This window comes from Mesorhizobium sp. CU3 (genome assembly GCF_006442965.1).
Taxonomy (GTDB): Bacteria; Pseudomonadota; Alphaproteobacteria; order Rhizobiales; family Rhizobiaceae; genus Mesorhizobium.
Map to the genome: position 1 here is coordinate 330,148 of NZ_VFWX01000003.1, position 19,484 is coordinate 349,631.

Consider the following 19,484-nt stretch of genomic DNA (forward strand, 5'->3'; position numbering starts at 1 on the left):
GGCCGCGAGCAGCCAGCAATAAGAAATGACATATCGCCGCGCGAACGGTGACCTTGCGTAAAGACTCAGTTATGGCTTGTGCCGCACACCTGTCTCTTGGCCGGCGCTGACATTCAGGCAACCTCCAAATGGCGCCGGCCATTTTTCAAAACCAAGCGTAGCATTGCTGGGCGCCAGTCAGATCTGAAGGCCCAACGGTGATGGGCATTCAGTCCAAATTGATGGGCTGGCCGAGGCGCTTCTAGATTTCCCGAAGCCGCGCCTTTCCCTACCCCGGTTGGGCGATGGTCAGGGCCGAGATACGAGACCTCAACCCCTCGCCTCGGCCCGTCACTTCTGCGTTGTGTCTCGAGCCTTCGCCTGGCTCGGGACATTATCTGGCTTTCGGGCTAACGGGGAGCAGGCAATGAGCAACGACATCTATATTCAGGCCTATCGCAAAGGCAGCGTGGCAGCGGTCAACGATCTCTTGAAGAAGCAATATCCTAACGACGACGATCTGCTGCGAATCTTGGAAATGTTCGACGACAGCGGCCTGTGGTCAATCGGGTGGCAGCCCAAGGATACCGGGAGCGTAGAGGTAAAGGCCTATCTTGGAGACGATTAGATTCGCCTATCAGACCGTACTCACTAGGGCGTACCATGCGGTCCGTCTTTTTGCCGGCTCATCGAGTGCCTGAAAAGACCTATGCTCGCGTCGGCCGGTGCCCGCCAGGCTATACCGCAGGTCAGGTTGCCCACCGCCCCATTCACGGCAGCGGTGGGCGCCCCCTGTAGGGCATAGGAGGGGCATGGTGCGGCCCGCCCCAGCTACGTCGCAGCCACTTGCAAATTCTGCGCCGTGCCCATATCCCGATTTGAGACAGGTCAGGTCCTGGGGATAAGCTGGCAAGGCGTCCAGCGATTGCTGCGCATGCCAGCGGTAGTCAGGTCGGAGACGCTTGATCCACTCGGCGAGTTCCTGGCTGCTCCTTACGCCAACTAACATTTGTAGCTGTTCCTCCTGAAGCGTGGGCGTATTCCTTACTTGTTGCTGGGGGAGTCGCAGTTGGAGTGCATCAACCGGCTGGAAGCTTTAATCGAGGTAGGTGGCGCGGACGCGGCGAGCGAGGCGCGCGATCTGTTACGTGAGGTAACTGGTTGTTCGCGCGCCGCCGTCGAAACGGGGGACGCTCTACTTGTGGATCTGATGACGTTGGGGTTTCTGGTCGAGGCCGGCCTTGACACTTTTCAGAACTCTGCGCGGAGACTTGCCCGCTCAAGGCTGGCGCGGCTGAAGCTTTTGCTCTCCTGAAGCGCAACCGTTGCCCAGCCGCTCAGTGTTGTCAGTGTAATGCTGGGCGTCCATGTCCTTAAGCTCCGCATTGGGAACCACAATCCGCGATCGAGAAGGCGATTGCATGAACCCATATAGGGTTAAGGCTATGTCCCACGATTTGGTCGTATCTCATCATGTCGCGAACGCAAATTCACCCTGGGAAGCTGCCGAGAAGGGAAAAGGTAGAGCCGTCAAAGTCCGGCACAATGATCGCTATTGGGTCCGAGTCACGGATGAATTTTCTCACTCCGTTTTCAAGTATACCTTCAATTGACCCGGCCGCTGGTGATGCGGAATAAGGCGTCTAACCCCTGCGGTCTGGCGTGAGCGGGCGGCGGTGACGATCGTCACAGCAGGCGGCGCAGCACTCGTGGCAGCAGATAGCTTTCATTAGATCCCAATGCGTGCAGCGGTGATGAGAGCTGCACGGCCCCCGTCAACCAGGACCCCGTACCCTCCCAGCTCAAGTCAGAAATGTGCGGCGGGTACGGAGGCGGTCGCAAGGCAATTGCACCCCGGATAAGTTAGAGCATTCGAGCATTCTAATGACTGTGGACTCTCACATCCTTCGGGAGTTTGGGAGATTGGACTATTGGTCAGGGCACTGAGGTCGGCGATTCCGTCGCGATCACGGTAACCGTGCGCAAACGCCTGACGGACGATCGGAGGAGCGTCCTGATCGCCTCATAGAGCCAACCACATTCGATCGGGGACAGCGCGCCCATATCGAGCAGCGGCCAGAAGATCGACCTGACCGGCGAAGTCCTGCGCGTTTATGAGGATACAGTGACGGTCGCCGGCAAGAGTCTGGGCATAACCGTGAAGCGCAGTGCCGTGCTGGGGCCCGCACGTCGTCCGCGCCAAAACCGCCATCGACCATCAGCTGCTTCAGCCCCGCGGGCGTCCAGCGGTTGTAGTCGTGCGGGCGGGCGTGCACCCTGAACAGGAAGGGCGTCGCCACCATCGCCCAGCCGCCGGGCTTGGTCATGGCGCGGATGTTGGCGACCGCCGCCTGCGGGCGCTGGACATGTTCCAGCACCTGGTCGGCAATCACGATCGAATATTGCTCGTCGGTGCGGTCCCGGCAGATGTCGAACTCCGGAAAGTCGACCGACCGGTAGTGCGGGCACATCGCCCGCCAGTAGCGGTTTCTGCCAGGCGAGATCTCGATCACGTCGCGCGACTTGCGGTTGGCCGCTTCGAGGAACGTTGTGAAAGCTTCGGATCTGGCGGATGCGCAGCCAGTTGCGGTTGTCGTAACCGATCAGCCGCTTCACCCTTTGCTTGCTGCTTTTGGGCGCGCCGGCAAAGCTTGTCATTCTCGACCTCCTCCTGCCCGCCGCGTAGGAAGATATAGCACGGCGACGCGCGGAAAAGATGACGCGCTCAATTCTTGCCCGGCTGGGCCGGAAAGGACAGCATCCCTTCCGGCCTGCCGCCTATCTGGTCAATAATTGCCGTTGTAATACCGGTCGTCGCAGGGCGCGGTGTAGATGCTGCCGTTGTAGCGGTCCCGGTAGCGGCAGAGCTGCTGGCCGCGAGGCTGCGGGGTGGTGGCCGACCCGACGACGGCGCCGAGCAGCGCGCCGCTTGCGGCGCCGATGACGGTGCTCTTGGTGTTGCCACCGATCGCCTGGCCGACCAGCGCGCCGCCGGCGCCGCCGATCAGCGCGCCGGTGGTGGCCCGCTGCTGGCCTTCGGTCTGCGTCTCGCAGCCGGCAAGGGCGGCGGTCATAAGCACCGCCAGGATGGCCTTCTTGATGATCATCACGAGAACTCCTCTGAAGCCCCGGAAACTGACAACAGATTGAAAACAGGGGCGATTTCGCCCAAGTGCTGTTGCATTGCGGCTAAACGGCGGCGCGCCGGCTCACGAAGTGAATCACGGTTTCGCGGTCGTTGAAGAGCATGCTTTCCAAAGCGGAAAGAGGCACCCGGCCAGCGGCTCACATTCGAAACAAACTGGACAGGTTTCCCTAACCAAATTGCAGGCGGTACGGGTTTCAATTGCTCGGCTTAAGCACCATGGCGCGCGGCGATGGACAGAGCAACGACACCCCCCGATTTTGAAAGGCGAAGGGCTCGCGCTGCCCAATACCTGCGCATGTCGACGGAGAGGCAAATCTACTCCATCGACAATCAAAGAGACGCGATTCGTGACTATGCGGAAGTCATGGGTTACGACATCGTGGCAACCTATGAAGATCCCGGGCGAAGCGGCCTCAGCCTTGGGGGGCGCCCGGGCTTGCAGCGACTGTTGGAAGATGTCGAAAGCCGGCGAGCCGATTTTGAAACTGTTGTCGTCTATGACGTGAGCCGCTGGGGGCGCTTCCAGAACACCGATGAAAGCGCCTCCTACGAGTATCGATGCCAAACGGCCGGGGTGCGGATCGAGTTCTGCGCCGAGCTGTTCGTGAACGACGGCAGCATCGGGTCCGACGTGCTGAAAGCAATCAAGCGCAGCATGGCCGCAGAGTTGAGCCGGATGCTGTCGAATAGGGTCTTCGCCGGACAAAGCCGCGTGGTGAGATTAGGTTTCCGCGGCGGCGGCAATGCCGGTTATGGTTTCAGGCGCCTGCTTGTCGACGCATCCGGAAAACCCAAATTGATCCTTCATCGCAATGAGCGCAAAAGTCTTGCCAGCGACCGCATCATCCTGGTTCCCGGGCCGACAGACGAGATCAAAGTCGTCCGGCGGATATTCAACCAGTATGTGAAAAAGGGGAAAACAGAGCGTGAAATTGCTTCTGCTTTAAACTGGCGCGGCCTGCTTACCGACTTCGATCGGCCATGGACCTCCGAGGCAGTTCGCACCATCCTGACCAGCGAGAAATATATAGGCAACAACGTCTGGAACCGAGTTTCCACGAGGCTTCAGCACCGTCCTGTTAAAAATCCCGCGAGCGCTTTTGTCCGCGCCGACAATGTATTCGAGCCGCTGGTCAGTCGTGCGCTGTTTGATCGAGCGCAACAGATCAGACGAGCGCGCGCATGCCCGATCACCGACGAGAAGCTATTGGCCGATCTCTCCAAACTTCTCGAAGAGCGAGGAAAGTTGTCCGGAGCGATCATCACTGCGGCTCCCGGATGTCGATCGGCCAGCAATTACATGCATCGGTTTGGAAGCATCAAGGCTGCCTATAAGCTCGTCGGCTATGACAGCACGCAAAATCTTCGGGATTTTAATATCGGAAAACTGCTCAATCAGCGCCGGCAGCAGATTATTGAACATCTCATCGTTGAAATCGACCGGGTGGGCGGCTCGGCTCGGTACGATTCAAAGAGTAAGCTTCTGTTCATCAACGAAGAATTCAGTGTCGCGATAGGTATTTCACGCTGTCGAATGATGCCTTCCGGATACCCGCGCTGGCGATACCGGCAACGACGTCTCATCGGACCTGATGTGTCTGTTTTAATCAGGATGGAGACCGATCATGTCACGGTACGAGACTACCTGATCGCATCGGCTCATGAAGCGCACCGGGCTCTTCCCATGTTGAAGGCTGACAACGGCGCGCGCTTGAATACCTTCCTTTTCGCTTCGCTCGATCCTTTGTTGGATATGGCTAGGCGAGAGCCGGTTCTGACAAGCGCATGAGGCCGGCCGACCTTCCTCAGGCGCTTAGAAGCAACAGGCATGTCGCTCACCTGACGGAGGATTTGCACGGGCCGCTAAACCTTCTTCGAGGGCCTGGGCTGTTGCGGACTTACAGGCGCCAGCAGGAAACGATGAGGCGTTTCGTCGAAGGGGCGAACGCAGTGCAAAGCTGCCTGGACAGCGTTGCCGATGCACTTCACCAGGTCCTGTTCGACCCTGCTTTTCGCACCATGCTACACACCGAAGGTTTCGCAACGATACCGTCGACCTTGACGAGAGAACGGTCAGCCGACCGTCGTCCGGTCGATGATGCGCACGAGCGACCGACCGCCCTCGAAGTACATGCCGAGCAACAACTTGTATTCGGTATTTGCGTCGAAGCTCTCGATCTCTTGAAGGATTTTGGCGTCCCCCCGGGAATCCTTGGATTGTTGCGGGAGGTCGCCCCGGTCAGACAGGTCGAAATCGCACAACTCATGATTGCGATGGATGCTGTGCAATTTGAAAACGCGAAAGTCTTGGTTGCCCTGACCTCACGATCGCAGCTCGCCAATCGCCATGCCCAAAGAAAGAGATACGCCGGCATCGATAACTCGCAACTGGTTGAAATGGAAACCGGACTTGCGCAAATCAGCCGACGGTATCTGGACGCTGTCAATTGTCACGGCGCTAGGGTCCTTCGACTGATCGCAGCCACGAAGTACTTTGACCGACTAATGAACAACGCGCGGCTGGTTCGTTACCTAGCTCGCAACTTTCCTCGACATTTCGAAGAATTTCAAAAATTGCTGGATTTCCAAGAAGACTGATGGGGAAAATCGATCTCGAACAACAGCGGCACCCGCCATTCTGGTCATTTTGGGCTGGCCTACTCGTCTCGCCAAATGACGCGTTTCTCCCAGCGGATCTGCACTAGGCGCCGGTATCGTATCGTATGCGCCTGCTCTCCGGTCGGATGAAATAGCTCAGCGTCCATCCACTCGCGGCTGCCGCACTGCTGGCAGCGAACTTTCTCCCGAACCTCGTCGATCGTGACGTTGCCGATGACCTCACGGAGTTCGAGCGGCTTGTAGAAGCGCTGAAGGTTGCACTTGCCGCAGCGAATGCCTGCCACCTGCCCCGCATCATGAGCGTGCGTAAGCGTCCAGGCGGCACCACGCGGCCACTTCTCGGGTTGTTCCGGCATATGCTAAAATGAGGAACATATTCCTGTTCGGTCAAGGGGCGCTTGACTCGTTCGTTCTTATTTTGTTCACTGTTGGCAAAACGGAGACAGAGAGATGAAACCGATGCGCGCCACCGAAGCCGAGCAGCCTGAGATTTTCGACGCCATCAGGCGCGAACTGCCGGCTATCCATAGCGCCTCACACAAGATGGGAAAGCAGTTACGCGGCCTGTCCGACATTGGCCAGAAGAAGGCGATTGCGGAGTTGATGACCTACTGGGTGATGGCCGTCTACCCAGAAGACTTGCAATTGCAACTGTCCCTTGCCGAGGCCATCCGCGACCAGGCCGAGATCGATCTGACCGAAGCTTCGCGGGTGAAAGCACAGCAGCACTGAAATGTGCAACCTCTACAACATCACCACCAGCCAGGAGGCGATCCGCCATCTGACGCGCGCGATGCGTGACATCTCCGGTAATTTGGAGCCGTCGCTTGATGTCTACCCGAACATGCCGGGCGTCGTGGTTCGCAACGCGCCGGACGGGCAGCGTGAGCTTGCAAGGCTGTTGTGGGGCATGCCGACGCCGGCCGAGCGCGTGAAAGGCAAGGCCGACTATGGCACGACCAACATTCGCAACCCGCAATATGGGCATTGGCAGCAATATGTCGGCGTCGAAAACCGGTGCGTCGTGCCAGTCACTAGCTTTGCCGAACCGTCGCCGACGCCGAACGATAAGGATCCAGAAACAGGCATCCAACGAAACTTCTGGTTTGCCCGCGGCGAAAACCGGCCGCTGTTCTTCTTTGCCGGCCTATGGACGCGCTGGCAGGGCGTGCGGAGGGTCAAGGATGGGCCTGGCGATTTCCAGCTCTACGGCTTCATGACGACCAAGCCCAACGCTGTCATTGCGCCGATCCACGAGAAGGCGATGCCGGTGATCCTGACGACGCGAGAAGAGGTCGAGACGTGGCTGGCGGCGCCGTGGTCGGAAGCCCAGCAGCTTCAGCGCACGGCGCCAGACGATGCCCTGGTCATTGTCGAGAAGCCGGCCACGCAGATTAAATTCCCGCAGCAGGCGCCGGCGCAAGGGTCCCTGCTCTAATATTCCCACATCTCTGACTTGTGTGGCTTTAGTTTTTTGTCGTTGATTGCTCGCGCGTTTGGGGGGGTAGGGACCAAAAGAACGCAAAAGCAACGACTAATATTGCTCGCGCTTTTTGCTCTTGCGGGGTGTCAGGAATTGCAACCGGCCCAAGGGCCTCTATTGGCGCAGCTTGGTGAGACTTGCCGGAACTACGGATTCAAACCGGGAACCGGTGCATTCAGGCAGTGCGTATTTCAACTCGATCAAACGCGGCTCGCCAACAATCGTCAGCAGTTGCACGACATCGGCAAGAGCCTTTCGGACACTGGCGACAGCATGGAGCGAAGCGCCAGCTCCAGTAGGCCAAGAATGTGCACCACCACGCCGCTTCCAAGCGGGCCAGGCATAACCAGTTGCATCTAGTCATGCCTGCAGATCACGCGGAGCACTAGGCGGGCGCTCTGTTGGGTCTTAGCCAGAAGCAGCCACCGCATTGGTTCTGCTACACACATCGCGGCGACGGTTGAGCAATTCCTGTAGGAGCGAAGCGATGTCCCGCTATCAATTCGTGCGTGAACTGGAAAGCACCGCTGACCATATCGCGGATGCTTCGCACGCCGATCTGCTGGTGATGTTGCGGCGCGCCGCGTTGCTGCTGCGCAATGTCGGCGGCATCAGTCTTGACGCGCGCACAGACGACGCGCTGACCAGCTTGGCGGCTGAGATCGGCACGGCCAAGCCTGAACTCGTGGAAACGATCGTCGGCGAATGGCTAGTTACCAATTCTTATATGCCGGTGCCGCACGCATTGGATGAAGAGAGCGATGTGGAAGGTAGCGCGTGATCGAAACGTGATGGCGGGCGTTCGCCATGAGCGGGCGCGCCAGAAAACTTGCCAAGACCCGATCTGCGATCTTGCCGTGACACTAGACCGCAGACCGGCCGTCCACACCTGGGGATTCTGGACGGGCGCACTGTGAGCCATCAACCGCCGATTGCAGGCATCATATCTTAGCGATCGCTTCGGGAACAACAATGCGCGAAGGGAGTTCAGCTGAACCGGAGTGGAGTTGCGGGTTGCATGATCAGATACAGGGTCGAGGTGATGTCCGACGAGATGGTGACATTTCATCACGCTGCTGATGCCGCTTCACCTTGGGAAGCCGCAGAAAAAGCGACCGGCAGATCTGTCAAAGCCCGGCACGATGAGCGTTATTGGGTTCGAGTCACGGATGAGGATAGACGCTCCGTGTTCAAGTACGCTTTCAATTGACCTCTCGGCGTTTAGCCGCGGGCGTACCAGTCGGCGCCCATCAGAAACAGGCTGATCCCCGCGAAGAAGTGAACCAGCGCAAATGTAGCCAGCGAGACAGCCAGGCACATCAGCGATCGGCGGACCAATATCAAAACGGCCCCCACGGTGCCGGCTCCAGTAGCCAGAGCAAGGCGGCAATCATAGAGCCCATTGTGAAGAGCGTGACAGTAGCGAAACGGGTCATGGAATAGAGCTAGGATTGCGCCGAACAATGGCAACTCACATGACCGTTAACGGGTTCGGTCGTTTCGTTTAGGCATCCTCAGGTAGCCCGCCTTCCCGGTGATGCATGGCCTCAAAGATAACCTCGAAAACGCTGTCGACTTCCTCGTTGATCTCAGCCGCAGCGATGCCGTCTTTGTCGGCGGCTTTCATCATCTCGTCAGCCAGATCGCTGACCGCAACAGGGTCATCCGTCATTGCATTCGGCAGGTGGTCTGCCATCCATCGGTCAAGGAAGTTTAGGCCCCGTGCACTCATCAATGGAAGATCAAGGCCGAGAGCACAGATATGCCGATCGACACTGGCACGGCAACCAGCAAGCAAGCTTCAACGATTACGGTTTCTTTGTCACTGAACATGGAAAGAGCAATGTCTTTCCACGCGTTAGGTTCCAGAAGCGGCCCGTCCGGAGAGTAATTGGCGGGTCTCTCTCGGACGGGCCAGGAATGCAGGAAGCAACGCGTGGGGAAGCACCCGCGCGACCCACCATCCCTACCGGCCCGGGCTTTCGGCTCATGGCTCGCTCGGACCGATGGGCCTTTTTACGCGGAAACGAAACGCATGGATTGGTTGAGATGCCACTACAGCGGCCGGCGGTCACCGAATCCCTCATTGAAGGTGTCGAGGCTTAGGACCGACGTTCGGGTGCCTTTCCCGCGACGCCGCAAACGCAGATGGTGGGCAAAAACGCTCCATTTGGAAACAACGAACCCGCGCCGCTCTTTCTTGAACGGTCGCGGGCCAGGTTGCCACCTCTGCAACTCACCAGCGGTGATTGCGAGCGGCATACGATCATTACCGGTCACTAATGTCTATTCACTTCGACCCAGCAAGCCCGCCGCCAGCCACGAGGAGCGGACGACGGGCCGGCGAAGGGCTACACCCCTGAAGGATCGACCAGTCGCCCAGCCTCAATTCAGACTGTGGGGTCCGCTGTCGTCAACAGACCGATCGAGTGACATGAGATGCCTTACTCACTCGAATGTTATGCCGGCTATATCATTCTAAAATATCGACTCAAACTCCTACCTCTTGTCGGAGGGGAAGTTGGATCGATCGGCCAGAATCGAAAACTTGCAGTTCGCCGCAAGCGTGCTTCCGCAGATACGTCACCAGGCGAACTCGGTCGGCGAAGAGTTGCTGACCTATCTTATAGATATGGCCTATTTGGAAGCGCTTGAACGAGCGCGGTCGATCCAGAGGGACAACAATGAGACGGAATTCTCATCCTCGCAAAGAATTCGACCAGACTGACAGTCAGCGAGGCGTTAAGCCTCTTCCTCTCGAAAGTCCTGCAAGGACGCATGTCTCAAATCTTCCTCGCCGAGAAGGTGCTTCACCCGCCCGATTAGCCCAGGCGCCGCCCATGCCGTCGCCGGCCGCTTCTCCTTGATCGATTTCGGCCGCGTTCCTGGCCTCGCCTGCACACGCTCCCACCGAGTATCAGCCAGCGAGGATTATGAAGTTCGCTATTTCGCCAAGCAGCATCGCATCACCCCCGAGCAGGTTCGGGGTCTGATCAGCGACCACGGCAACGACCGCAAGACGCTGCAGCGCGAAAGCTAGGAAGCTCCGGCCTTGACCAAAATGTCTGGAAATCTCACTCCCGCACTATGTCGCGCTGGCCGCGGGTTGTTGAACTGGACGCAAGTCCGATTGGCAGCGAAGGCGGGTATAAGCGAAGGCACTGTGCGTGATTTCGAGAGTGGATTGCGGATACCCAGTGCTGGCAAACTTTCTTTGATACCAAGGGCGCTTCACGCCCAGGGCGTCATCTTCATCCCCGAGGGTCCAGGAGTTCGCCTCAAGGGCAGTGACGCTGCAATTCGGAGACGCCAAGGAAGAGCGCGCCCAATGGAACGTTTGCTCCCATCCCGGCCAAATGTAGCGCGATCAACTGGCACGATTGCTGGTCTGACAAATCGTCTTCACGGATCGTCAGCATCTACTCCTCTCGGAAGTCCTGCAATGAAGCGTGCCGCAGATCTTCCTCGCCCCGAAGATGCTTAACGCGACCAATCAGACCAGGCGCCGCCCATACCGTCGCCGGCCGCTTCTCCTTGATCGATTTCGGCCGCGTTCCTGGCCTCGCCTGCACACGCTCCCAAAGCCTCTCCCTGACCTGCCTGTTGGCATTGATAAATGCGGCCCCGACATAGCGGCCAGTGCCGCGCTCAGCCATCAAGGCAAAGGCCGGCTTACCCGGTTCGCGCTCGACGCCGAGCAGATCGTATTCGTCAACGGCGTACGCCTTGATCTTGAGCCACGCAGTCGAGTTGCCAGACCGATAAACGCTGTCCTTGCGCTTCGAGACCATGCCCTCGAGGCCGGCTTGGTCGACAAGGTGGAACACAGCCGCGCCTGTGCCCGGCAGCGCTTCACTGAACTGGATTCGGCCTCCGGCAGGAACCATCGCCTGAAGGATCTCCCGCCGATCAGCCAGCGGCATGTCGCGCAGATCGTGGCCGTTGAGGTGGAGAAGGTCAAACGCGACGAAGTAGAGGTCATGCTGGCGCTGAGTGATGGCACTGCGCAGCTCGCCGAAGTCAGACAGGCCTTTGTCGTTGAGAACGATGATCTCGCCGTCGATGATGGCGCTTTCGGCGTTCAGCTCGCCGGCAGCTTTCACAAGGTCGCGGTACTTGCTCGTCCAATCGAGCCCGCGGCGGGTGTAGATCCGCACGCCGTATACGTCGCGCACGATCTGAGACCGGTAGCCGTCAAGCTTGACTTCGTGAATCCATCCGTCGCCCTCTGGCGGCTTGTCGACAAGCGACGGCATCAACGGCGGAATGAAACTCAAACCCACTTACGCCACCCCAAGCATCTCGAACTTGATTCAATATCGCTGGGTTGTTTCTGTTCCGTTAGTCCTGGCTAATGGGAACATTCGGTGCTCGTCGCTGTTTTTTTCTCACCAGGAGGAGCAGCCATGGCAGACGACAAAACCAAGCGCGATTTTCGCGACCGTGACCGGGTATCGGCGAACGGGGATTATGAAGTCCGCTATTTCGCCAAGCAGCATCGCATCACCCCCGAGCAGGTTCGGGGTCTGATCAGCGACCACGGCAACGACCGCAAGACGCTGGAGCGCGAAGCTAGAAAGCTCCGGCCTTGACCAAGACGTCTGAAACCCTGACTCCCGCGCTATGCCGAGCCGCCCGCGGGTTGTTGAACTGGACGCAAGTCCGATTGGCAGCGAAGGCGGGTATCAGTGAAGGCACTGTCCGTGATTTCGAGAGTGGATTGCGGACACCCAGTGCGGGCAAACTTTTTTTGATACGAAAGGCGCTTCACGCCCAGGGCGTCATCTTCATCCCCGAGGGTCCAGGAGTTCGCCTCAAGGGCAGTGACCCAAGACGCCCCTCCCTTGCCGAGGGCGAAGCCGGAATTATCGCGAACAGCGAGATGTGACGTTGATTGGGCTAGCCCACTGGCCCGGAGACGAGGGCCGTGACTGATCCCAAGCGTTCACGCTTTTGCAGGATCGGCTTTTCGTAGATTTTCTTCATTCGTATTTCTCCAAGTGGCCCCTCAAAAACGTTGCACAGATGCGTTGAGCAGTCGGTGCTTGTCAAGCGAACGGTTTGCGGAGGACGCTAGCGAATTTCCTCATAGTTTCGCATCGACGGCCGGCGCTCGTAATCCACTGGAGCACTTATCAAAACCAGAGACTCGTCGCGGCCGATATTCCTGCCTAGCTTGAAGGCGGCGTAGACCGTGCCGAGAGTGATCAGAAATCTGAGCATGCTCTTCTCCAGGTTGTTGCGATAGCGAGTACGGAAGCCCGCGCCCCCTCGGCAAGGACGCGGGCCGGTGTTTCCACCAATCTGCGACCGTTTTGAGGGGGACAATCGCAGATACCTTACCAACCTGACGGCCTGCCGCTTGTTCCTCACATTAAAAGAAAAGCCCGCCGACCGTAGCCAGCGGGCTTTGGATGTTTCCCGAGTCTGCCGTCAGTCCACCGGCACTTCGATGATGACAGTCGACGGCGTCGGAACAGCCGTGATCTTGGACAGCCGCTGCCTGCGAACCAACACCGGCTTTTCGTAGGTTTTCTTCATCCACTTCCCCCTTTCGCTCAAAACAACGCCCGTAGGTTGCGTTGGAACCACAAGCTGATCAACCACAAATGATAGCAACTTTGACGTGTTGGCCAGAATGAGTTTGGTTGTGTGGCTGCGCTACATCACGCCGCGGCAACCGGCGTAACCGGCAAACAAAAAGCCGGCCTCATCCCCGCCAGGGAGGCAGATATGGGTGCACCAAAAGCAGAGTTAGCGCGCCAACATTTCATGACCACTGGCGGCCTACGGATATCGCAGCGAACGTCCGCGATTGAGCGGCCAAAATCGTCGGCCAAGGAGCGTCCCAAGAAGACTGTTGGCGGCTCCGTCGTGGGAACGAAAAAAGAAGAGAAGCAGAACTTTCGTGTGCGTTTTTTGCACACAACGTCCCGTAACTATCTGATATTAATCACCTATCTGCCCCATCCATCATGGGCGCGATGGCGAGGCGCACCTTCTTGTAATCGCTGCTCTTCATATCGGCGGTTCTCGAGTCCTCGGTCAACGAGGCGTCGCGCTCACATAAGCGATTTTGTGGCGATTTCCTACCCGGCCCCGAAGAGCAAGCGTGCCCGGATCTCGACGCGAAGTTCTGGATTGCGAAGGGCAGAGCGGGAAATGGGCCGGTACGACCGGCCCATCTTCAATCAACCCTCGTCAACGGGTTGCGGGATCGCATCCGGCAGGTTTTGCCGTCCAACCCGGTCGGCAACGAGCATCGAAAGCATCATCTCGACGAGGCCGTTGGCGCCCCCCTTCTCGCCGCCGGCGGCGCCGATCTGGATCTGCGGCACGAGCGGCAGCCTGCCATTCTCGATCGCCTCGGCGAAGCGCATGAGAACCTGCGAGTTGAGCTGATAGTCCGGTCCGCCGAAGGCGGCGACCTTCTTCTCCGTGGCCTCAGCCTCCGCCAGGCCGATGGCGCGCACCTTCTCGGCCTCGGCAAAACCGGTCGCCTTGATGCGTTCGGCATCGGCAAGCGCGACAGCCTTGATCATGTCGGCCTCGCCCTGGCCGGCGAGGCGCACCTTCTCGGCCTCCGCCTTGGCCGTGACCTGGATGGTTTCGGCTTCTTGGCGGGTGCGGGCAAGTTGCGCCTTGCCCTCGTTCTCGCTGATCTCGATGGTAAGTGCCGAGGTCGTGATCTTGGCTTGCTGTTCGGCCAGCGCCTCCTTCTCGCGCAACGTGCGTTCCTGGGTAGCCGCCCTCTCCTGCAATTTGTAGGTCTCGACCTTTTCGACCGCGATCTGGCGCTCGCGCAGTTGGATCAGTATCTGCTCTATGTTGTTCTGGCCGTTGGCGGCGCGCGGCGTGCCGATCAGCACTTCCTGCAGCTCGAGGCTGTAGGAATTGAATTTTTCGCGCATCTCCTCGCCCGATTTGCGCTGGATGTCGCTACGCTCCTGCAAGAGCTGGATCAGCGTCTTTGTCTGGGCGATGTTCTTGAAGTAGGCGGAAACCATCGGATCGAGCGTCTGTTCGACCAGCCGCTTGATGTCGCCGAAACGCTGCACCACCAGCGGCGCCTTCATATAGTCGATATGCACGACGACGGAGAGCGGCAGCACCGGCTCGAACGCATCCTTGGTGATCAGCGACACCTCGGACAGGTTCTCATCCAGCCTGTGTTCGCCGAACTGCTCCTTCGTCCATTTGAGCACGAAGTTGGTGGTCGGCACGGTGACGATGTTGCCGGCATAGGTATTGAGCGCATACTTGCCTGGCAGCAGTGGCGTAGACCAGACACCACGTGCGCCGACTTCGACCAGCTCGCCGTGACGATACGCCTGCCCGGATATATCCGCGCCGTGGCGGCCGTTATAGGAGACGACGACGCCCGCCGTGCCGACGTCGATGATCGTCTTCCCGACCAGTTCGACAGTCGCGAAAATGCGATTGAGGAAGTAGCTGCCGTCGGCCAGCACCTGCAATTGCCGGCCACGATAGCCACCGGCATTGAGAAACTTCTCAGGATCCTGAAAATTGTTGTGGAAGTTCGGGTCGTTCGGATCGTTGGCAACGGTCGGCGCGATGATCTCGCCGTCCGGCAGGGCCGGACCGTCATGGATGGTGACGATACCGATCATGTCCTCGGCATTATGGATGACCACCGGCTCGAAGCCGCCCCGCTCCGAGATCATGCTGGACATGTTGGAAAAAAGGCTTTGTTCCGACGAGCTCAGATTGACGGCATAGATCGACTGGGCGGTAAGCACGATGAATTGCGCGAGATTGATGGCATAGGTGCCTTCACGCAGGATCTTGCGTTGCGGTCCTTTCTGACCGCCTTTTTCGAGAAAGCCGCGCACATCCTGGAAATCATCGGCTTCGGTGTTGGAAGCCAGTGTCTGCGTCGGAGGCAGCGGCTTGCCGTCACGGGCAAAGACATAGCCGATCTGGCCCTGCGGGATGGTCACGAGGTTGGCGCGATGCATCGAATACTGGAACGGCATGAAGAAATGCAGGCCGCCGCGCACGACTTCCGGCTGGTAGCCCGCCTCACGGTTGAGCGCGATGAAGCCATTGCTGACGGAGCCGCGAAAACTCCATAGTTTTTCCAGGATGCCGAGCCTGTCGTTGGGGATGTAGCGGACCACGCCGCTGCGCCAGAACAGGATTGCCAGCACGATGACTGGCACGGCTATCTCGATCGCCGTCCACTTCATCGGTTCGAGATATTGTAGGGCTTCCATCTCTTGTCTCCTGTGGGCGTGCGGGTTCGTCCACCCGACGGCCGCCCGGTTGGCGTTGACTAACGAAGCTGGGAGATCGCGCACCGACACGCTCGACGCACCAAGGGCATGTCGAACGTTTGGGCTGCTCATTGTGTGGGAAAATGACCGCGCGTCCCGAGTCCCCAGCGAGGGCAAGCGTGGCCGTAAGCGATGTTACATCGGTGTTGCCTTGATAGACATAACAACAATGACGTAGGGATCGCACCTACAACTGTAAAGATACTTCACGCTGAAATCGTATAAGTATTTTCTACGCTTCTGCTGTTCGAAAGCGTTGCCTTCTAGCAATCGGCAAAAAAGGGGAAATGGCGCTCTTCACGAGTCAGGGCGCCGGCTCCAGAGCCGACCCAATGCGGCTTGGTAACCAACAACGGCCCAATGGGCCGCGCCGTTACCGGCGCAGCACATTGATTTCAAGAAGCTTTTTTGGCCTACCGCCGCAGTGCGTAGACGTTGTCCATGGAGGGGCCGCCGAGCGGCATCGCCATGTCGTCGTCGAGCAGCCGGGTGATGCGGGCAAAGCCGATGAAGGCCTTCCGCGCTTCCTCGGCCGACATCGTGCCGGAGACCGCTGCGGAGCAGCAGTTCAGGGCGCATTGATAGACGGGCCCGCGTCTTCCCGTCGGCCACTTCCGCAGGAATACCATTGCTTCGGAGACGCTATCGACTTCCACCACAGGGTATCCCTGCCCACGCGCAATTCGCACTGGGGTAAAGAAATGCAAGCGATCCATGAGTAGTCCTCCCGGTCGACCGCAAGGCAGTCGAACCACAATAAACGCACGTCTTGCGAATCGGTTCCAAACAAATTTGGTTGCCGTTGGAAAGAATCTGGAACCGCTCATCCCGCGCGAAAGCGCCGTCGCGACTCAGCCGTGATGCAGCTCAAAGGCCGCGATAACGACGATTCTCATTGAATATCTTTAAGGCGAAAGCCGGCAAATGGGTTGCTTGCCGGTTCCCCAGCGGCAGGCTTACCCTCCATTGCCAACGCGTGAGGGCGCGTTTTGCAACAAGGGGACACCTGCAATGACCATACAAGGCGCATCGCCCGGCCTCTACAACGAGGATCTGGCTCCGGCAAAGGTCCGTAACTGGGGACCGTTCTCGATCTTCAACGTCTGGACCTCCGACGTTCACAGCCTGTGGGGTTACTATCTGGCCGCCAGCCTGTTTCTGTTTTGCGGCGGCTTCGTCAACTTCATCGTCGCCATCGGCATCGGCTCGCTGATCATCTACGCGCTGATGAATATGGTCGGTTATGCCGGCGTGAAGACCGGCGTGCCCTACCCCGTGCTTGCCCGCGCCTCCTTCGGCATCTGGGGCGCCAACATCCCGGCGCTGGTGCGCGCCATCGTCGCCTGCTTCTGGTACGGCGCGCAGACGGCCGCGGCCTCCGGCGCCATCGTCGCGCTGCTCACACGCCTGCAATGGTTCGACGAGTTCAACAAGACCTCGCATATGCTGGGACATTCCACCCTGGAGGTGATCTGCTTCGTCGTCATCTGGGCGCTGCAGCTGCTGATCATCCAGAAGGGCATGGAAACCGTGCGCCGCTTCCAGGACTGGGCCGGCCCCGCCGTATGGGTGATGATGCTGCTTCTGGCCATCTATCTCTGCGTGAAGTCGGGCAGCTTCGCCTTCACCAGCGACATCCCGATGGACGTGCTGCGCGAAAAGACCGCCGACGCCGGCATTCCGGGCGATCCGGGATCCTGGACCGCGCTGTTCGGCGTCGCGGCGATCTGGGTCACCTATTTCTCGGCGCTCTACCTCAACTTCTGCGATTTCGCCCGCTACGCGCCGGACACCGCCGCACTGCGCAAGGGCAATATCTGGGGCCTGCCGGTCAATTTGATCCTGTTCTCGCTGGTCGCCGGCGTCACCACCATCGCCGCCTACGACGTCTATCACGAGGTGCTGCTGCACCCCGACCAGATCTCGGCCAAGTTCGACAGCTGGTTCCTGGCGGCACTTGCCGCGCTGACTTTCGCCGTTGCGACGCTTGGCATCAATGTGGTGGCTAACTTCGTCTCGCCGGCCTTCGACTTTTCCAACGTCTTCCCGCGTCAGATCGACTTCAAGAAGGGCGGCTACATCGCGGCCTTGATCGCGCTGGTGCTCTATCCCTTCGCGCCCTGGGAAGGCAGCGCAGCACACTTCGTCGGCATCATCGGCGCGACGATGGGGCCGATCTTCGGCGTGATGATGGTCGACTACTATTTGATCCGCAAAAGCGAGGTGGACGTAGAAGCGCTCTACCGCGAGGACGGCGAATTCCGCTTCCAGGGCGGCTGGCACGTCAACGCCTTCATCGCCGCCGGCATCGGCGCGATCTTCTCCTCGATCCTGCCCAACTTCACCAACTGGCTGCCCGCCTGGTGGGGTGTATACGGCTGGTTCTTCGGCGTGGCCATCGCAGGCGCCGTCTACTACGTGCTGCGCAGCGCGGCACTCGGCGCGGGAGCGAAGACGGCGAAGGCCTGAGCGCACTTTTCCCCCTTCTCCCCTTGTGCAGGGCTGTCCGGGGAAAGATCGAAGTGAATCGAAATGCCGCATGTGCATGCCCCGTAAGACGGGGTTTTTCCGTCTACCTTCTGGTTGTCGAGACTCAGAAAAGGGACGGGGCATGCACTATAGGCTTAGCATTCTTGGCAAGCTGGTTGAACCGCTCAATCGTCGCCGCTTCCAGACGCTTGTGGATAGCCACAACGCGGACGCCTACGACAAGTCGTTCAACAGCTGGGACCACCTGATGGTGCTGATCTATGCGCAGTTGAGTGGTGCGGACAGCCTGCGCAGCCTGGAAGCCGGCTGGAACGCCAACAGCCAGCACCATTATCACCTGGGCAGCGACCAACTGCACCGCTCGACCTTATCGGACGCCAACCGGCGCCGGCCTGTCGCCGTCTTTGCCGAGACCTTCGACTTCATCGCCGGCCAGCTCGACCGGCACACACGCCGCGAAGGCGCGGCCATGCTGCGGCTGATCGATTCCACGCCCATCCCGCTCGGCAAGGCCTGCGGCTGGGCCAAGTCGAACGGCCGCATCCGTGGCATGAAGCTGCATGTCGTCTACGATCCCGACAGCGACCGCCCGCGCGTCCTCGACATCACCCACGCCAACGTCAACGATGCCCAGATCGGCCGCACGATCATCATCGAGACCGGCGCCACCTACGTGTTCGACAAGGGCTATTGCCATTACGGCTGGTGGACGGCGATCGCCAGCGCACAAGCCTTCTTCGTCACCCGGCCCAAATCCAACATGGGGCTCGACGTGCTCACCAGCCGCCCCATCGAGGTCGCGCAAGGCGACGGCTTCACCGTTCTCGGCGATGCCGAGGTCAGCCTGGCAAGCAAGACCCACTGCAAGCTGCCCATTGCATTGCGTCGCCTGATCGTCCAGCGCCAGGACGGCGATACCATCATGCTTTTGACCAACGACCTGACGCGCTCCGCCGTCGAGATCGCCAATCTCTACAAGGGCCGCTGGCAGATCGAGCTCTTGTTCCGCTGGATCAAGCAGCACCTCAAGATCCGCAAATTCCTCGGCAACAACGACAACGCCATCCGCCTGCAGCTCTTCGCCGCCATGATCGCCTATGCGTTGCTGCGTATCGCTGCCCGGGCCTGCCAGATCGCCATGCCCATCCTCAGGTTCACCGATCTCGTCACAAGGTGCATCTTCGAGCGCCGAAACATCGCGGCCATCGACAAACTGCCACCCGTCAACCCAAGTCAGCGCAGGCTAACCTCATTCCCAAACCAGATGAGCTTCGCATATGAATGACTTTCCCCGGACAGCCCTGCCCCTTGTGGGAGAAGGTGGATCGGCGCGATAGCGCCGAGACGGATGAGGGGTGTTCCAGCGGAGTGAGACGTCGGCTTTCTCTGGGGCACCCCTTGTGTGTTTGGAATCGTGCATTGTTGAGGGTGCCACGGACCAGGTGCTTGCCTGATCCGTGGCGGCGGT

Annotated in this window: 20 protein-coding genes and 1 pseudogene; 12 read left to right on the forward strand and 9 right to left on the reverse strand. The window is 59.2% G+C overall.

Going from position 1 to position 19,484, the window contains the following annotated elements:
• The first annotated feature begins 406 nt into the window (after positions 1–406).
• The gene (locus tag FJ988_RS07715; protein WP_140816137.1) at positions 407–607 is read left to right on the forward strand and encodes a hypothetical protein; all 201 of its coding nucleotides are present in this window, start codon (positions 407–409) and stop codon (positions 605–607) included.
• A gap of 1,555 nt (positions 608–2,162) precedes the next feature.
• On the opposite strand, the pseudogene FJ988_RS07725 reads toward FJ988_RS07715, so the two are convergent.
• Together FJ988_RS07725 and FJ988_RS07730 are read right to left on the reverse strand one after the other, a co-directional pair.
• Positions 2,163–2,637: pseudogene (locus FJ988_RS07725) on the reverse strand (class I SAM-dependent methyltransferase); the annotation flags it as partial.
• A 128-nt stretch (positions 2,638–2,765) separates the two neighbouring features.
• Entirely contained in the window at positions 2,766–3,086 is a 321-nt protein-coding gene (locus tag FJ988_RS07730) for a YMGG-like glycine zipper-containing protein (protein WP_140816138.1), read from the reverse strand.
• A gap of 270 nt (positions 3,087–3,356) precedes the next feature.
• Between FJ988_RS07730 and FJ988_RS07735 the strand changes: the two genes are divergently transcribed.
• Both FJ988_RS07735 and FJ988_RS07740 read left to right on the forward strand, forming a co-directional pair.
• Positions 3,357–4,916 (forward strand): recombinase family protein, encoded by a 1,560-nt coding sequence (locus tag FJ988_RS07735; RefSeq protein ID WP_140816139.1) that lies wholly within the window; start codon positions 3,357–3,359, stop codon positions 4,914–4,916.
• 131 nt (positions 4,917–5,047) lie between these two features.
• The gene (locus tag FJ988_RS07740; RefSeq protein WP_246688462.1) at positions 5,048–5,725 is read left to right on the forward strand and encodes a plasmid partitioning protein RepB C-terminal domain-containing protein; all 678 of its coding nucleotides are present in this window, start codon (positions 5,048–5,050) and stop codon (positions 5,723–5,725) included.
• A gap of 59 nt (positions 5,726–5,784) precedes the next feature.
• Here FJ988_RS07740 and FJ988_RS07745 read toward each other — a convergent pair whose 3' ends face one another.
• A complete protein-coding gene (locus FJ988_RS07745) occupies positions 5,785–6,030 on the reverse strand; it encodes a hypothetical protein (RefSeq protein WP_140816141.1) in 246 nt (81 codons plus the stop codon).
• Between the two features lie 166 nt (positions 6,031–6,196).
• Between FJ988_RS07745 and FJ988_RS07750 the strand changes: the two genes are divergently transcribed.
• The 3 genes from FJ988_RS07750 to FJ988_RS07760 all read left to right on the forward strand — a co-directional run bounded on the left by FJ988_RS07750 (position 6,197) and on the right by FJ988_RS07760 (position 8,010).
• A complete protein-coding gene (locus FJ988_RS07750) occupies positions 6,197–6,478 on the forward strand; it encodes a hypothetical protein (RefSeq protein WP_140816142.1) in 282 nt (93 codons plus the stop codon).
• Position 6,479: 1 nt separating this feature from the next.
• Positions 6,480–7,184, forward strand: a complete 705-nt coding sequence (locus tag FJ988_RS07755; protein WP_140816143.1) for an SOS response-associated peptidase — start codon at positions 6,480–6,482, stop codon at positions 7,182–7,184.
• A 532-nt stretch (positions 7,185–7,716) separates the two neighbouring features.
• On the forward strand, positions 7,717–8,010 hold the full coding sequence (locus FJ988_RS07760; RefSeq protein ID WP_140816144.1) for a hypothetical protein: 294 nt from the start codon (positions 7,717–7,719) through the stop codon (positions 8,008–8,010).
• A gap of 723 nt (positions 8,011–8,733) precedes the next feature.
• On the opposite strand, the gene FJ988_RS07765 is transcribed toward FJ988_RS07760, so the two are convergent.
• Positions 8,734–8,925 (reverse strand): hypothetical protein, encoded by a 192-nt coding sequence (locus FJ988_RS07765; protein WP_246688463.1) that lies wholly within the window; start codon positions 8,923–8,925, stop codon positions 8,734–8,736.
• Between the two features lie 1,167 nt (positions 8,926–10,092).
• Here FJ988_RS07765 and FJ988_RS07780 point away from each other — a divergent pair.
• Both FJ988_RS07780 and FJ988_RS31490 read left to right on the forward strand, forming a co-directional pair.
• On the forward strand, positions 10,093–10,269 hold the full coding sequence (locus FJ988_RS07780; protein WP_348644296.1) for a DUF3606 domain-containing protein: 177 nt from the start codon (positions 10,093–10,095) through the stop codon (positions 10,267–10,269).
• Positions 10,270–10,290: 21 nt separating this feature from the next.
• Complete coding sequence (locus tag FJ988_RS31490) at positions 10,291–10,713, forward strand: helix-turn-helix transcriptional regulator (RefSeq protein ID WP_140816179.1); 423 nt, start codon at positions 10,291–10,293, stop codon at positions 10,711–10,713.
• On the opposite strand, the gene FJ988_RS07790 is transcribed toward FJ988_RS31490, so the two are convergent.
• Complete coding sequence (locus tag FJ988_RS07790) at positions 10,649–11,512, reverse strand: RNA ligase family protein (protein ID WP_140816146.1); 864 nt, start codon at positions 11,510–11,512, stop codon at positions 10,649–10,651. The two genes, FJ988_RS31490 and FJ988_RS07790, sit on opposite strands and share 65 nt — an antisense overlap.
• A gap of 123 nt (positions 11,513–11,635) precedes the next feature.
• On the opposite strand from FJ988_RS07790, the gene FJ988_RS07795 reads away from it, so the two are divergent.
• Positions 11,636–11,821 (forward strand): DUF3606 domain-containing protein, encoded by a 186-nt coding sequence (locus FJ988_RS07795; RefSeq protein ID WP_140816147.1) that lies wholly within the window; start codon positions 11,636–11,638, stop codon positions 11,819–11,821.
• A complete protein-coding gene (locus tag FJ988_RS07800; RefSeq protein ID WP_348644295.1) occupies positions 11,818–12,117 on the forward strand; it encodes a helix-turn-helix transcriptional regulator in 300 nt (99 codons plus the stop codon). Before FJ988_RS07795 ends, FJ988_RS07800 begins: the two co-directional genes overlap by 4 nt.
• Before the next feature lie 185 nt (positions 12,118–12,302).
• Here FJ988_RS07800 and FJ988_RS30775 read toward each other — a convergent pair whose 3' ends face one another.
• The 4 genes from FJ988_RS30775 to FJ988_RS07820 all read right to left on the reverse strand — a co-directional run bounded on the left by FJ988_RS30775 (position 12,303) and on the right by FJ988_RS07820 (position 16,242).
• Positions 12,303–12,452 (reverse strand): hypothetical protein, encoded by a 150-nt coding sequence (locus tag FJ988_RS30775; RefSeq protein WP_181183455.1) that lies wholly within the window; start codon positions 12,450–12,452, stop codon positions 12,303–12,305.
• Positions 12,453–12,662: 210 nt separating this feature from the next.
• Positions 12,663–12,770 carry a putative RiPP precursor gene (locus FJ988_RS07810; RefSeq protein WP_140816148.1) on the reverse strand — a complete coding sequence of 36 codons (108 nt, stop codon included), beginning with the start codon at positions 12,768–12,770 and terminating at the stop codon, positions 12,663–12,665.
• A 650-nt stretch (positions 12,771–13,420) separates the two neighbouring features.
• Positions 13,421–15,466: an SPFH domain-containing protein gene (locus FJ988_RS07815; protein ID WP_140816149.1), complete on the reverse strand. Its 2,046-nt coding sequence runs from the start codon at positions 15,464–15,466 to the stop codon at positions 13,421–13,423.
• 473 nt (positions 15,467–15,939) lie between these two features.
• Positions 15,940–16,242: a DUF982 domain-containing protein gene (locus FJ988_RS07820; protein WP_140816150.1), complete on the reverse strand. Its 303-nt coding sequence runs from the start codon at positions 16,240–16,242 to the stop codon at positions 15,940–15,942.
• Positions 16,243–16,537: 295 nt separating this feature from the next.
• Here FJ988_RS07820 and FJ988_RS07825 point away from each other — a divergent pair, with 295 nt between their 5' ends.
• Entirely contained in the window at positions 16,538–17,995 is a 1,458-nt protein-coding gene (locus tag FJ988_RS07825) for an NCS1 family nucleobase:cation symporter-1 (protein ID WP_140816151.1), read from the forward strand.
• A 142-nt stretch (positions 17,996–18,137) separates the two neighbouring features.
• On the forward strand, positions 18,138–19,301 hold the full coding sequence (locus FJ988_RS07830) for an IS4 family transposase (RefSeq protein WP_246688465.1): 1,164 nt from the start codon (positions 18,138–18,140) through the stop codon (positions 19,299–19,301).
• Positions 19,302–19,484: the final 183 nt, after the last annotated feature.

What these genes read in the sequence shown, in the direction of transcription:
- FJ988_RS30775 (WP_181183455.1), bottom strand. Translation starts at nt 12,452, where the DNA reads ATGCTCAGATTTCTGATCACTCTCGGCACGGTCTACGCCGCCTTCAAG.
- FJ988_RS07765 (WP_246688463.1), bottom strand. Translation starts at nt 8,925, where the DNA reads ATGGCAGACCACCTGCCGAATGCAATGACGGATGACCCTGTTGCGGTC.
- FJ988_RS07810 (WP_140816148.1), bottom strand. Translation starts at nt 12,770, where the DNA reads ATGAAGAAAACCTACGAAAAGCCGGTGTTGGTTCGCAGGCAGCGGCTG.
- FJ988_RS07755 (WP_140816143.1), top strand. Translation starts at nt 6,480, where the DNA reads ATGTGCAACCTCTACAACATCACCACCAGCCAGGAGGCGATCCGCCAT.
- FJ988_RS07795 (WP_140816147.1), top strand. Translation starts at nt 11,636, where the DNA reads ATGGCAGACGACAAAACCAAGCGCGATTTTCGCGACCGTGACCGGGTA.
- FJ988_RS07825 (WP_140816151.1), top strand. Translation starts at nt 16,538, where the DNA reads ATGACCATACAAGGCGCATCGCCCGGCCTCTACAACGAGGATCTGGCT.
- FJ988_RS07750 (WP_140816142.1), top strand. Translation starts at nt 6,197, where the DNA reads ATGAAACCGATGCGCGCCACCGAAGCCGAGCAGCCTGAGATTTTCGAC.
- FJ988_RS07715 (WP_140816137.1), top strand. Translation starts at nt 407, where the DNA reads ATGAGCAACGACATCTATATTCAGGCCTATCGCAAAGGCAGCGTGGCA.
- FJ988_RS07740 (WP_246688462.1), top strand. Translation starts at nt 5,048, where the DNA reads ATGAGGCGTTTCGTCGAAGGGGCGAACGCAGTGCAAAGCTGCCTGGAC.
- FJ988_RS07735 (WP_140816139.1), top strand. Translation starts at nt 3,357, where the DNA reads ATGGACAGAGCAACGACACCCCCCGATTTTGAAAGGCGAAGGGCTCGC.
- FJ988_RS07760 (WP_140816144.1), top strand. Translation starts at nt 7,717, where the DNA reads ATGTCCCGCTATCAATTCGTGCGTGAACTGGAAAGCACCGCTGACCAT.
- FJ988_RS07820 (WP_140816150.1), bottom strand. Translation starts at nt 16,242, where the DNA reads ATGGATCGCTTGCATTTCTTTACCCCAGTGCGAATTGCGCGTGGGCAG.
- FJ988_RS07815 (WP_140816149.1), bottom strand. Translation starts at nt 15,466, where the DNA reads ATGGAAGCCCTACAATATCTCGAACCGATGAAGTGGACGGCGATCGAG.
- FJ988_RS07730 (WP_140816138.1), bottom strand. Translation starts at nt 3,086, where the DNA reads ATGATCATCAAGAAGGCCATCCTGGCGGTGCTTATGACCGCCGCCCTT.
- FJ988_RS07830 (WP_246688465.1), top strand. Translation starts at nt 18,138, where the DNA reads ATGCACTATAGGCTTAGCATTCTTGGCAAGCTGGTTGAACCGCTCAAT.
- FJ988_RS31490 (WP_140816179.1), top strand. Translation starts at nt 10,291, where the DNA reads ATGTCTGGAAATCTCACTCCCGCACTATGTCGCGCTGGCCGCGGGTTG.